Below are 13242 nucleotides of genomic sequence, written 5' to 3'. Positions count from 1 at the left end.
ATGAGCTTTGTTACCGCACTTTTTATGAACCAAGCCTTTCGGCGACGATTGTCCATAGGATGCTGCAATGTCAAATCAGAATTTGGACACTGGCGAAAGTTGTACTAATTGCCATAAAGTTTGAATATCTATATCACTGAAACAACAGATGCAGTTACTATTTAGAAAAAGGAGAGATGTACTTTGAGCGTGATGGAATCAAAGCTTCGAAGTAATCGGAATGAAAAAAAGCTTCATATGGGGTTAAGTGAAAAGGAAGCAAAGCTGAAGCTGCAAAAGCATGGACTCAATACGATAGCAGGTAAAAAAAAGGTATCCGTTTTCAGTATGATTCTTGACCAGTTCAATGATTTCATGGTGATGATACTTCTTGCGGCTACGGCGGTTTCTGCGTTCATGGGGGACACTACCGAAGCTGTAACGATAATATCCATAGTGATTGTCAATGCCATAATGGGTTTTATACAGGAGTTCCGCACGGAAAGGACGCTGGAGGCTTTGAAGGATCTTGCCGCGCCCACGGCCAGGGTAATAAGGGACGGGGTTTTATGCAGCATTCCGGCGGAAGAAATAGTACCGGGAGATCTTATAGTGCTGGAGTCCGGCGACAGGGTTCCGGCGGATGCCACCCTGATAGAAGTGAATGGCTTGCAGGTGGACGAATCCTTGCTGACGGGAGAATCCCTGCCTGTTGAAAAGGAAATAGAATCTTCCCATGGAAAAGGCTCCGGCATCGGAGATAAAAAAGGTGTGGTTTATATGGGGTCGGTAGTCACCATGGGGCGGGCAAAAGCCATTGTTTATGCTACCGGGATGGACACCGAAATGGGAAGAATTGCAGATATGATACAAAACATAGAGGATGAAGAGACGCCTTTGCAAAAGAGGCTGGAACACCTGGGCAAGATAATTGCGGTGGGATGTCTTGTCATCTGCGCTATTGTCTCCTTGGCGGGAATATTGAGAGGGGAAGAATTGCTTGACATGCTTCTGGAAGGAATAAGCCTTGCGGTGGCTGCCGTTCCGGAAGGCCTTCCGGCGATAGTTACGGTTTCTCTGGCTCTGGGAGTGCAAAGAATGCTTAAGCGCAATGCATTGATAAGAAAGCTCCCGGCAGTGGAAACCCTGGGATGCGCCAGCGTAATATGCTCGGATAAAACCGGTACATTGACTGAAAATAAAATGACAGTAAGAAAAATATTTGCCGGAGATAACATTTTTGACGTAAAAGGAAATGGCTACGACCTTCAAGGTGCGATCCTTCTAAACAACAGGGAAATAGACGCATCCGGAAGCAAGCCGTTAAAGCTGCTTCTTGAAATAGCCGGATGCTGCAATAACGCGGAAATCTCCAGAACATCCCCCGAGAAGGGTTTTTTGGACAAGATAAAATCTGCGGTTTCGAAACAGGAAAAATGGGAGATAAAAGGTGACCCTACGGAAGGGGCACTTCTGGTGGCGGCGGCAAAGGGCGGCATTACGAAGGAAATTTTGGAGAAAACATACTTCCGGATGGATGAACTGCCTTTTGATTCCGACAGGAAATGCATGTCGGTAATCTGTGGCAATTTCAAGGGTGAAACTTTCGTCTTTACAAAAGGGGCTCCGGATATAATTCTGGATAAGTGCAGCAAGATACATACAAGTAGAGGCACAGAGGACTTAAATGCCTTTGCTAAAAAACGTATCCTGAAGGTAAATGACAATATGGCCGGTGAGGCGTTAAGGGTTTTAGGCTTTGCATATAAAAAACTGGATTCTAGAAATTACAAGCGCGATGATTTGGAAAAGAACCTCACATTTGTAGGGCTTATGGGCATGATCGACCCGCCCAGGAAAGAAGCTTTGGAAGCTGTTCAGAAGTGCAGAATAGCGGGCATAAAGCCTGTCATGATAACCGGTGACCATAAAGTCACAGCAGCAGCCATCGCCAGGGAGTTAAGCATTTTAGGCAGTGGCGACAAGGTGTTGACCGGAGCTGAGCTGGATGAGATGAGCGAATCCAAGCTGGAGAAAATTGCCGGAGAAGTATCGGTATATGCAAGGGTTTCGCCAAAGCATAAGCTCATGATAGTAAGAGCTCTTAAGAAGCTTGGGCATATTGTGGCAATGACCGGGGACGGTGTCAACGACGCTCCGGCGGTGAAGGAAGCGGATATCGGCGTGTCAATGGGCATAACAGGCACGGATGTCACAAAAGAAGCTTCTTCCATGATACTGCTGGACGATAATTTTGCAACAATTGTGGCGGCTATTGAGGAAGGCCGGGTAATATACAACAATATCAGAAAATTCATAAGATACATGCTGGCCTGCAATATCGGAGAGGTGCTTACCATGTTTTTGGGCACGCTTCTGGGGCTTCCCCTGCCGCTTCTGCCGATACAGATACTGTGGGTTAACCTTGTAACTGATGGTCTTCCTGCTATCGCTCTTGGCTTTGATCCTCCGGAGAAGGATGTAATGATGAGAAAGCCCAGAGGGGCGAAAGAGAGCATTTTTTCCGACGGCCTGCTGGGGTTGATTTTATTCAGAGGAATCCTTATAGGATTGACCACGCTGGCGGTATTTGCAAGCCTGTTGTACTTTACCGGCAATACCGATACGGCAAGGACAGCGGCATTTGCGACCCTTGTTGTTACTCAGCTCATTCATGTATTTGAATGCAAATCGGAAAGAAAAAATATATTTGAGGTGCCGATTTTCAACAACCTCTACCTAATCGGAGCAGTACTCTGCTCTACGGTGATGCTGCTTATTGTTTTATATGTGCCGTTTTTGCAAAGCATATTTAAAACTGTAACCCTGACCTACAATGATTGGCTGTGTATAATGGGGCTTTCTTCCATCGGCCCTGTGATATCCAGTTTTTTCAGAAGGGAAGGCAAGAGAAGAAATAAAAGTAGAAGATAAAGCGGAAGATAAACATAGAAGATAAAAGAGGAACCGAGGTTGCAGTTATATGGCGGTGAGGAAAAGGCGGATTTTAAGTCCGCCTTTTTACATATAATAAATGTGTCTGTGTTATGCCGCCGGTTTACTGCATTTTTCGGATTCTGCAATAAAAGCGTCAAGGTGCCTTCACAGGAGAGCAGGATGTATGCTTTTCTCTGGTTTTAAAATGCCTATATCTAGACTTTGCTGTGAAGGAAAGGCAAAATACAATTGACATCATACCAGTTAAATAATATAATATAACCATTGAGCAAACGGTTGCATGATATTTGCATAATATGTTGCATAATATAAAGAGGTGTTGTGAATGGGAGTTACTATAGAAGATATTGCAAAAGCAGCCAATGTTTCACCCTCTACCGTATCCAGGGCTATCGCAAACAATCCCAGGATAAGTGAGAAAACAAGGAAAAAAATATTCAAGATTATTGAGGAGATGAATTATCATCCTAATTATATTGCCCGTTCCCTGGCCAACAAATCAACAAACATAGTAGGAGTGGTCGTGATGGGAACGACCGAAAAAGCATTTCAGCACCCTTTTTTCCCTGAGATATTAAGGGGGATTGCTTCTGTAGCATATAAAAACAAATATAAAATATTGATATCCAGTGTCAACAGTCTGGATGAGGAAAAGCAGATTGTTGGCGAGCTTACCCAGAGTGGTATTACGGACGGAATCATACTGCTCTCTTCACGGGTAAAAGACCCGTCGATATCTTATCTTTCGGACATCAAGTTTCCATATGTCATTGTTGGAAGGCCTGAAAATGAAAATGAGGTCAACTGGGTTGATAATGACAATGTTTCCATCGGATATAAAATGACAAAACATTTAATTGATATGGGCTGTACCGACATTGCCTTTCTTGGGGTCAATTCCGAGTTCATAGTTACTCTTGACCGTTTGAAAGGCTATAAAATGGCTTTGGCCGATCATAACATACCAGTTGATGAAAAATTGATAGTGGAAGGGAAGTTTGTCGATGATGCAGGCTATGAGCTGATGAAAAAAGTCCTGGATAAGGGAATAGTACCGTCCGGGGTAATAGCCTGCGATGACTTTCTGGCTTTTGGGGCCATAAAATATCTGAATGAAAACGGTTTAAAAGTACCGGACGATGTTGCAGTGGCAGGCTTTAACAATGTGCCGCTGTCCAATTATTTTACCCCGCCGCTGACTTCCGTAGAAATCAATGCCTTCAGCCTTGGGGCTAAAGCGTTTGAGCTGTTTATGGCAGGAGCAAATAGTGAATTTAAGAGCTTTAATAGGGCAATCATACCTGCGGAGCTGGTTATAAGGGAATCTACGCAGAAAAAGTGAAACTTCTCATAGGTAAGCTGGTACAATCAGCAGCACCTGCACCTCTTTTTATTTCACCAATTGCCCGTAATTTATAATCATACGGAAATTCCTGCATTTAACACATTCTTTTGTTTGTTTTTATAAATTTTTGAATAACATGTAAAAATATAAAATTTCTTGTATTGCTATTGACACGATTATATGCAAATGCTATTATATAATCAAAAATACAAACGGTTGCACAACTTTCTGATACAACTTAAAAGTCATAACAATTTCTGAGTCGCAGCTTTACTATAATTTTCCTGAATTACAGCGTTACTAAACAATTACTATGAACTTAAAAGATAGTAGATAATGGCCTTTGAACGGTTATTAGATAACATATGTATTCCTTTTAGGGAAAACGATTGCCTAAAATAGCGGCATTATATAAGAATATATGGCTTTGCTTTGGTGGTAAACCGTATGCACATAATGTTGGTTAAAAGACTGCATTTTTATGGTCGAAGGGCAAAAAGGCTAATTCCCGAGCCTTTTTATAAAGTAATTTTAAAGGAGGATAACAACATGAGTAAGAAGTCAAAGTGTTTTTTTGCGAGGTTTTTGGCATTGTCACTGGCATTGCTGATAGTACTTGGAGCGGCAGGATGCACAAAGCCTGAAGCTGACAAATCCGGTGACGGCACAAAAGCGGATGCCACTGATAATGCGACTACCGGCAATACCAGTGGGGATGGGTCTACTGAAGGCAATGCCAGTGAAAGTGGATCTTCCGACGAATTAGCGCCGGAACCGGGAGCTGTATTAAAGCTCTGGGATTCTGACGACGAAGGCGTTAGAAAATGGGCTGAGGAAATGATTCAGGAATTTACGCAGAAATACGGTATTGAAGTTACTTTTGATACGGTTTCTCATACCGACGCTCCTGGCAAACTTCAAACCGATGGTCCTGCGAAGCTTGCTGCCGATGTGTTTATCCTGGCAAGTGACCATATTGGAGAGATGCATGATCAGGGCTTTATATATCCCAATGATGTTTCCGATAAAGCGGAGTTCATGGAAAGCTCTGTCGAGGCTTGTTCTGTCGGCGGAACCCTTTATGGCTTTCCTGCGGCTATAGAAACTCCGGCCCTGATTTATAACAAAAGCCTTGTAAAAGAACCGCCTAAGACCTTTGATGAGCTGATTGATATAACCAAGGGTTTTCTCGATAAGAACGCAAATAAGTACGGTTTTATGATGGAAGTATGGAATTTCTATTATGCGTACTCCTTTATCAGTGGATATGGTGGCTATGTATTCGGCAATCATGGCACTGATCCCAATGATATCGGATTAAATTCCGATGCGGCCGTGGAGGCTATAAAATACTATAGAAGTCTTAAAGAAATCATTCCCCTTCAGAGAGAGGACATATCATACGATATCAAATCCGGCTTATTCACAGAAGGCAAACTCATCTTTGACTTTAACGGTCCCTGGGCCATCAAAGCGTACCACGATGCAGGAATCGATGTAGGGGTTGTACCGATGCCTTTGCTTCCAAACGGAAAGAGGCCCGTTACCTTCTCAGGAATAAGGACCTATTGTATAAATACATATACTGATTACCCAAATGCAGCCAAGCTACTGGCTAAGTTCCTCACCAGCAAGGAATCCCTTTTAAAACGTTATGAGATGACAGGGCAATTGCCTCCTCGAAACGATCTGCTGGAAGTGCCTGAAATCAAAGATGATCCCGTCAACAGCGGATTTTTAGAGCAAGCCGTATATTCAGAACCTATGCCGACAATACCTCATATGCAGGCGGTGTGGGGAAATATGGAGACAGCTTTAACCGAACTATGGAATAATCCTGACGCCGATGTAAAGACAGAGTTGGATAAAGCTGTACAGAACATAAAGGACAGCGATTTCTATAAGCAATAATGGACAAATGGATTTGTCGTATGCAGGCAGCAGTTCTTTAGCTGCTGCCTGCGTTTTAATATTGATAAATACTTCTGATATCATGAATTTTCATAAACATACTGTCAAGATAGTTTCCAGTGAGTTTGGAGTCGATACCTTAAGGTTTGCAGCTGGAAAATTCTATGTCAAAACCTGACAAATATATTATGCAAGGAGATGTTCTGATGAAATCCCATTCTAAGATAGCGTGTTTACTTTCTATTTTATTTATGGGTCTTGGACAGCTGTACAATAAGCAGATCATCAAAGGGGTTATCTTTGCAGCGGTTGAGGTTATATTCATTGTATTTTTCTTGCCATTCATACGCTATGGAATGTGGGGACTCTATACGCTGGGAGAAAAACCCCAGGCTTTTGTTAACGGCAAGGTTGTGCAGGGCGATCATTCTATTTTCCTGATGATATATGGCATAATTTCTCTTGCGTTGATTTTTATTTTTGCTGTTTTGTATTATCTGAATTGCAGAGATGCGTACAGGGTTGGCAGATTAAGGGACGAGGGTGGAAAACCGAACAATTTTATAAAATCCTTAAAAGTTATGTGGGAGCAGGGATTCCCGTATATTATGCTTTCACCGGCCGCATTTTTTACGCTGTTTTTAACGGTAGTGCCTTTGCTCTTTGGTGTTTTGGTCGCATTCACCAACTATTCTTCTCCTAACCATATACCTCCAAGAACTCTGGTGGACTGGGTGGGATTTCAGACCTTTATTGATTTGTTCACTCTGGCGGCATACAAGGATACCTTTCTTGGTGTTTTTTCATGGACCGTGACCTGGGCTGTGCTTTCTACCGTTACCACCTTTTTTAGCGGGCTTGTATTTGCCGTGATTATTGAATCCAACGGAATAAAGCTAAAGAAGTTCTGGCGCACGATTTTTATCCTTCCGTGGGCTGTTCCCGGGTACATCTCAATACTCGTATTCCGCAACATCTTTAATGCGCAATTTGGCCCTTTAAATCAATGGCTCAAAGCAATAGGCATTAATGGCATACAGTGGCTGGGCGACCCTACATGGGCCAAGGTGGTGTGCCTGGCAGTAAATCTGTGGCTTGGCTTTCCTTATTTTTTGGCATTGATGTCCGGGGTTCTCACCGGCATATCAAAAGATTTATATGAAGCTGCAGAAGTGGAAGGGGCAAGCAAATTACAGCAGTTTTTCAAAATCACTTTTCCCATGGTCATGTTTGCAACAGCTCCACTGCTCATTATGAGTTTCGCCAATAATTTCAACAATTTTAATCTGATCTATTTCCTGAACAGTGGAAACCCGGTAAACACAAAGTATAAGTATGCAGGAGACACTGACATTTTGCTGTCATGGATTTACAAACTTACCCTGGATCAGAACCAGTTTAACAAGGCTTGTGCTGTATCTATCATAATATTCATCATTATTGCTACCATCTCTGCCTTCAATTTCACAAGAACAAGGTCATTTAAAGAGGAGGATATGATACAATGAGTAAAACAGGCATGATGCATAAAAAGAAGAAAACAAGCCTTAAGCAAAAGATAGTCAGGGCCTTTATATATCTCATTCTGATTTTGATAACCATCACAACAATACTGCCTCTGTATTATGTTGTCATAGCAGCATTCAACCCGGGCAACTCGCTTTTCACGACCAAAATGTTTCCGGATAGGCTCACAACGGACCATTTTCATAACCTCTTTGTAAAGAAGGATTATGGGCTGTGGTACATGAATACTCTGAAAATAGCTTTCTCCTCAATGGTTTTGACGATAATCCTTGTTGTGATAACTTCGTACGTATTTTCCCAATTTCGCTTCAGAGGCCGCAAGGGTGGATTGATGTTCATGCTTATAATGACCATGTTCCCGGGATTTATGAGCATGATAGCCGTATATTTGATGCTTCTCCATGTCGGCTTGCTGGACACACATCTGGGGTTGATTATTGTATATGCCGGAGGCGCCATTCCAGGGCTTACGTGGCTTGTAAAAGGATATTTCGACGGAATTCCCCGTACAATTCCGGAAGCTGCAAAAATAGATGGCGCAGGAAATGGTACTATTTTCTTCAGGATAATGCTGCCCATGTCATTTCCCATCATTACCTTTGTTTCCGTATCCAGCTTTATAGGACCGTGGATGGATTACATTTTTGCCCGGCTTGTACTGCGCACACCCAGCAAAAAGACGTTGGCAATAGGGCTTTTTGAGATGGTTACAGGAAGGCAGAACACGGAGTTTACGATGTTTGCTGCCGGAGCAGTGCTGGTTGCGCTGCCCATCACGATACTTTACATGTCTCTCCAGAAGTATTTGATAAGAGGTATAGCCGAAGGGGCTTCAAAAACCTAAGGTTCAGAAGGTGCAGCATTGCTTGCTTGATGGACAGACACCTTGGGTTTGCTGAGGGGGATTTTTCGCCACAATCGATCAGGAGTAAAAAATCAGGATTAAAAATAGAGAAGGAGATGGACTTTTATGTTTCTGGAAGCTATATACCATTCCACCGATTCAGAATACTGCCACGCTATTGATGAAAATACGATTCTTTTAAGGCTAAGGGCTAAAAAAGGGGATTTATCCAAATGTGTAGTCTGCTATGGCGAAAGGTATTATCCCAGGGAGAATGTCCTTGTAACCCCTGTGGATATGAATAAAGTTGCATCCGACAGCCTGTTTGATTATTTTGAAGCTGAGATCACCACCGGTTTTGAGCGGATATGCTATTACTTTATACTATATGACGGAAAGTCTTCCATATATTATGACGGCAGTGGTTTCCATGAGCATCCCAATATTAACAGAACCCTATATTTTCAAATTCCCTATATACGGAAGGAAGATATTGCAGACGTGCCTGAGTGGGCAAAGAGGGCTATCATATACCAGATTTTTCCTGACAGCTTTGCTACATCAAAAGGCCATATATCAGGAAAGAGCATTGAAGTGCCCTTAAGAGAAGGTATTACCGTCCGAAGCAAATTAGGGGGAAATCTCAGGGGGATCATTGAAAATTTGCCTTATATTGAAGAGCTGGGGGTAAATTGCATATACCTTACTCCTATCTTTACTGCCAACTCCTATCATAAATATGACACCGTCGACTATTATTCGGTAGATCCATGTTTTGGAGATAATGATACTTTGAAAGAATTGGTGTCTAAATGCCATGAGTCGGGGATAAAAGTAATACTGGACGGGGTGTTCAACCACTCGGGCGCGGATTTCTTTGCCTTCCGGGATGTGCTGGAGAAGGGTGAAAAATCCAGGTACAAGGACTGGTTTTTTATAGATGATTTCCCGGTAAGATACGATGATAATCCCAATTATAAGTGTTTCGCCTACGTGAAGTTTATGCCCAAGCTCAACACGGGAAATCCGGAAGTCATTGAGTATTTTACAAAGGTCGGCACCTATTGGATAAAAGAAGCGGACATTGACGGCTGGAGGCTTGATGTGGCCAATGAAATAGATCACAATTTTTGGAGAGCCTTCAGAAAAGCTGTGAGATCAGTGAAACCCGATGCTTTTTTGCTGGGGGAAATATGGCATGATGCCAGGGAATGGCTTCAGGGGGATCAGTTCGATTCTGCAATGAACTATATGCTTACATATGCCTGTATTGACTTTTTTGTAAAAAGAAATATCAATGTTGAGCAATTTGATGCCAGGATTCAAAACTTAAGGATGAGATATAAAAAGGATATCCAATATGCCCAGATGAATCTTCTGGACAGCCATGATGTGTCAAGGTTCCTTTCGCTGGCCGGAGGAGATGTCAGAGTGCTGAAGCTCGCAACGCTGTTTATGATGACGCATGTAGGCATACCCAATATTTTTTATGGGGATGAAAAAGGCATCGAAGGCATAACTGAGGACGAATACAGAAGGCCCATGATGTGGGAGGACACGGAACGTTCAAAGGATATTTTCAATTATTACAGGAAGCTGATTTCAATAAGGAAAAAATACATGGATGTCATGCTGGGCAATTATGTCACCAGAGAAGTGGATATCCTAAAGAATGTCTATGTCTACTCCCGGGAGGCAGGAGGCAAAAAGCTCTATATAGTGATCAATAATAGCGAGCACCCTGTCCGGGTTGATGTGAAAGTGGGAGATAGCGTCAGCAATGTAACCGAATTGCTGCATGACAGGGTATATCCGGTAACGGATTCAAAGGTATCTCTTGAGCTTGATGCTATTAGCGGAGCCATACTGGAAGTGTGAAGGAAGGTGAAACGCTTTGCCAAGCCGTATCCTATATTGGGTTAAGCGAGGAATATGCATGATAATGGCGCTTGTGCTTTTAGCAGGCTGCCACCAGCAAAAACAGGGTGATGAGCTCGGGAATGAGCCGCCGGAACAGATACAGGAGACGGCTCCACCACATTCGGAGCCGGAACAGGCACAGGAAATGAGTGAGCCCCGGCCAAAAACCGTATACTTTCCGGATGTGACCAGGAAAGAAAGGGTTATCGACAGCAAATACGGCATATATTATGAGATTTTTGTAAGGTCTTTCGCAGATTCCGATGGCGACGGAATAGGCGACTTCAAAGGCTTGACCAGGCAGCTGGACTACCTGAAGGATGATAGCAGCGATGAGGATTTGAACGTGGACGGGATTTGGCTTATGCCCGTTAATGCTTCGCCCAGCTATCATAAATATGATGTGACCGATTACTACAGCATTGATCCCGAGTATGGTACAATGGAGGATTTTGAACAGTTTCTGGCCGAAGCTCACAAAAGGGGATTAAAAGTGATAATGGATTTGGTGATCAATCATACCAGTTCACAACATCCCTGGTTTATAGAGTCATGCAAATCGGAGGACAATCCCTATAGGGACTATTACCGGTGGGCAAAGACAGACCAGGAAGGCTATAATCTAAAAGGGAAGTCGCCATGGGGAAGCAATACATGGCATAAAAAGGGCGACAGTTATTATTACGGCATATTCTGGGATCAAATGCCGGATCTGAATTATGACAACCCTAAGGTAAGGCAAGAAATCAAAAATATCGCAAAGTTCTGGCTTGAGAAGGGTGTGGACGGCTTTAGGCTGGATGCGGCGCTGCACATTTACGGTGCCCATGAAAATCCTGTGGGGACGGATTATCAGAAAAAGAACCTGCAGTGGTGGAAGGAATTCGGAGCCTATGTGGAAGAGGTGAATCCGAAGGCATATCTTGTAGGAGAGGTGTGGGATAAAACATCCGTTGTTGCTCCATATTATCAGGGATTGGACTCCCTTTTCAATTTTGATGTGGGAGAGGGGATTATTAAGGCGGTAAACTCAGGAACCGGGGCAGCGGTCAGCAGTAAAGGATTTGCCCGATGGCTGGAAGAAAAATATTCGGATTTTACAAAGGTTGAAAGAAATTTCCTGGATGCGCCTTTTTTAACCAACCACGATCAGAATCGCAGCATGAATCAACTGGGTAAGGATGTGGGCAAGGCAAAGCTGGCAGCAGGTATCTATCTTACGCTGCCGGGCAATCCTTTTATCTATTATGGTGAGGAAATAGGCATGCTGGGGACAAAACCGGACGAAAGGATACGGGAACCCTTTGTGTGGTCTAAAGAACGGGAAGCGCCTCAAACTTACTGGGAAGCAAATTTACAAAACACCGATACTGTTCCGGTAAAGGAGCAGCAAGAGGATCCCAATTCGCTGTTGAACTGCTATAAGCAGCTAATAGCCCTTAGGCAATCCAGCAAGGCCCTGAAGATGGGAGATTTCAAAGCTCTCGATTCCGGCAGCAGCAGGGTGATTGCATATAGCAGAAATTACGATATGGATGGCAAGGATAAAGAAAGTGTGATGGTGCTGCATAATTTAAGCAGTGAATTTGAAACTTTTGAGTTAATAGGAGAGGATTTCAAAGACTTGAAAGTCATATTTGAAACGCCGGGACCGGAGAAAAGCACCATAAACCAATCGGCGATAAGTCTTGCCCCCAGGACAACTTTGGTTTTGCAAAAATAATTTGAGGTCCTGGCTGCAAAGCTTTGCATATGGAATATGTGCAGCAATATGCAACGATACGCAGCAAATGCAGCAATCTGAATCAGCTCATTAGGTAGTTTTTCTAAAGCGGCAACTGAACGGTATGGTCAATTGCCGCTTTTATCTTTTAGCAAAGAGGAAGGGAAGGAGGACGAGCCTTTCGCGGATAAGCCTTCAGGAAATGTCGTAAATGGCAATATAAGGCTTGCATTTATGCGGACATGTGATATTCTATGAAATAGAGCAAAATTTAACAGCTAGAAATAACAACTAAAACTAATAGTTAAAAACTAGCAACCAAAAGTTAATAGCTAGCGATTAGCAACATAAAATTAGCAACAAAAAACTAACAGCAACTAAAAGCAATAACTAACTTACAGCAATAATTAGCAACAACAATAAATATCAACTAACAACAAAACTTACAAGGGGACCGATGTGAAAAAGAATCTTATATGGTGGGGACTTACAATTTTATGGTGTGGGGTCATCTTTTATATGTCCGCAAAAACCGGCGATGAATCCAGCATGGACAGCGGATGGGCAGCTCAGATATTAAACAGTGTGGCTGAGTTTCTGACAGGGCGTGAAGACGCTGAGATACCGGTTTTGTTGATCAGAAAGGCCGCCCATTACACCGAATATTTCATTCTCGGCATCTTGCTTTATATGAGCTTTTATAATTATAAAAAGCCAGAAGCAAAAATCCTGGAGCCTGCTGCTGCAGGCATATTCTATGCGATAACCGATGAAGTTCACCAATATTTTGTCCCCGGACGTGCAATGCAGGCTTTTGATGTGGCTATTGATGCCCTGGGTGTTCTCTCTTCGATATGCCTTTTGTTTTGCATCAGCAGAATAAGAGCTGCAGCCCAAAAGTCAGATTGATGCAATTGGCCCATGTTTTGTCCTTTTCTCACAAATTACCTCATCTTGAAATCCAATATGAAAACCTATATAATGATGTAGGTACAAATTTGGTACAAGCTTATAAGCAGTGAATGAAATGGTTGA

At 42.9% G+C, this 13242-nt stretch carries 9 protein-coding genes; all 9 read left to right on the top strand.

Annotated features, from left to right (window positions below; translation table 11 throughout):
* Positions 1-183: 183 nt before the first annotated feature.
* The 9 genes from CDO33_RS15825 (at position 184) to CDO33_RS15790 (ending at position 13116) form a co-directional block, all read left to right on the top strand.
* Positions 184-2913, top strand: a complete 2730-nt coding sequence (locus CDO33_RS15825; RefSeq protein ID WP_103081035.1) for a calcium-translocating P-type ATPase, SERCA-type — start codon at positions 184-186, stop codon at positions 2911-2913.
* 349 nt (positions 2914-3262) lie between these two features.
* A complete protein-coding gene (locus CDO33_RS15820) occupies positions 3263-4279 on the top strand; it encodes a LacI family DNA-binding transcriptional regulator (protein WP_103081034.1) in 1017 nt (338 codons plus the stop codon).
* Positions 4280-4831: 552 nt separating this feature from the next.
* Complete coding sequence (locus CDO33_RS15815; protein ID WP_242973876.1) at positions 4832-6193, top strand: sugar ABC transporter substrate-binding protein; 1362 nt, start codon at positions 4832-4834, stop codon at positions 6191-6193.
* A 7-nt stretch (positions 6194-6200) separates the two neighbouring features.
* A complete protein-coding gene (locus CDO33_RS20960) occupies positions 6201-6371 on the top strand; it encodes a hypothetical protein (protein ID WP_161496721.1) in 171 nt (56 codons plus the stop codon).
* 10 nt (positions 6372-6381) lie between these two features.
* Positions 6382-7701, top strand: coding sequence for a carbohydrate ABC transporter permease (locus tag CDO33_RS15810; protein WP_242974821.1), 1320 nt, complete (start codon positions 6382-6384; stop codon positions 7699-7701).
* The gene (locus CDO33_RS15805; RefSeq protein WP_170045786.1) at positions 7698-8564 is read left to right on the top strand and encodes a sugar ABC transporter permease; all 867 of its coding nucleotides are present in this window, start codon (positions 7698-7700) and stop codon (positions 8562-8564) included. Before CDO33_RS15810 ends, CDO33_RS15805 begins: the two co-directional genes overlap by 4 nt.
* 126 nt (positions 8565-8690) lie before the next feature.
* Positions 8691-10442, top strand: coding sequence for a glycoside hydrolase family 13 protein (locus CDO33_RS15800; protein ID WP_103081033.1), 1752 nt, complete (start codon positions 8691-8693; stop codon positions 10440-10442).
* Positions 10443-10500: 58 nt separating this feature from the next.
* Entirely contained in the window at positions 10501-12207 is a 1707-nt protein-coding gene (locus CDO33_RS15795) for an alpha-amylase family glycosyl hydrolase (RefSeq protein ID WP_103081032.1), read from the top strand.
* 459 nt (positions 12208-12666) lie between these two features.
* Positions 12667-13116, top strand: a complete 450-nt coding sequence (locus CDO33_RS15790) for a VanZ family protein (RefSeq protein ID WP_133158684.1) — start codon at positions 12667-12669, stop codon at positions 13114-13116.
* Positions 13117-13242 lie beyond the last annotated feature (126 nt).

It is taken from the genome of Clostridium thermosuccinogenes (assembly GCF_002896855.1).
Classification (GTDB): Bacteria; Bacillota; Clostridia; order Acetivibrionales; family DSM-5807; genus Pseudoclostridium; species Pseudoclostridium thermosuccinogenes.
Note: the sequence above shows the minus strand (reverse complement) of the source record. Positions and strands in the feature narration are given on the sequence as shown.

What these genes read in the sequence shown, in the direction of transcription:
- CDO33_RS15795 (WP_103081032.1), top strand. Translation starts at nt 10,501, where the DNA reads ATGATAATGGCGCTTGTGCTTTTAGCAGGCTGCCACCAGCAAAAACAG.
- CDO33_RS15805 (WP_170045786.1), top strand. Translation starts at nt 7,698, where the DNA reads ATGAGTAAAACAGGCATGATGCATAAAAAGAAGAAAACAAGCCTTAAG.
- CDO33_RS15820 (WP_103081034.1), top strand. Translation starts at nt 3,263, where the DNA reads ATGGGAGTTACTATAGAAGATATTGCAAAAGCAGCCAATGTTTCACCC.
- CDO33_RS15810 (WP_242974821.1), top strand. Translation starts at nt 6,382, where the DNA reads ATGCAAGGAGATGTTCTGATGAAATCCCATTCTAAGATAGCGTGTTTA.
- CDO33_RS15800 (WP_103081033.1), top strand. Translation starts at nt 8,691, where the DNA reads ATGTTTCTGGAAGCTATATACCATTCCACCGATTCAGAATACTGCCAC.
- CDO33_RS15815 (WP_242973876.1), top strand. Translation starts at nt 4,832, where the DNA reads ATGAGTAAGAAGTCAAAGTGTTTTTTTGCGAGGTTTTTGGCATTGTCA.
- CDO33_RS20960 (WP_161496721.1), top strand. Translation starts at nt 6,201, where the DNA reads ATGGATTTGTCGTATGCAGGCAGCAGTTCTTTAGCTGCTGCCTGCGTT.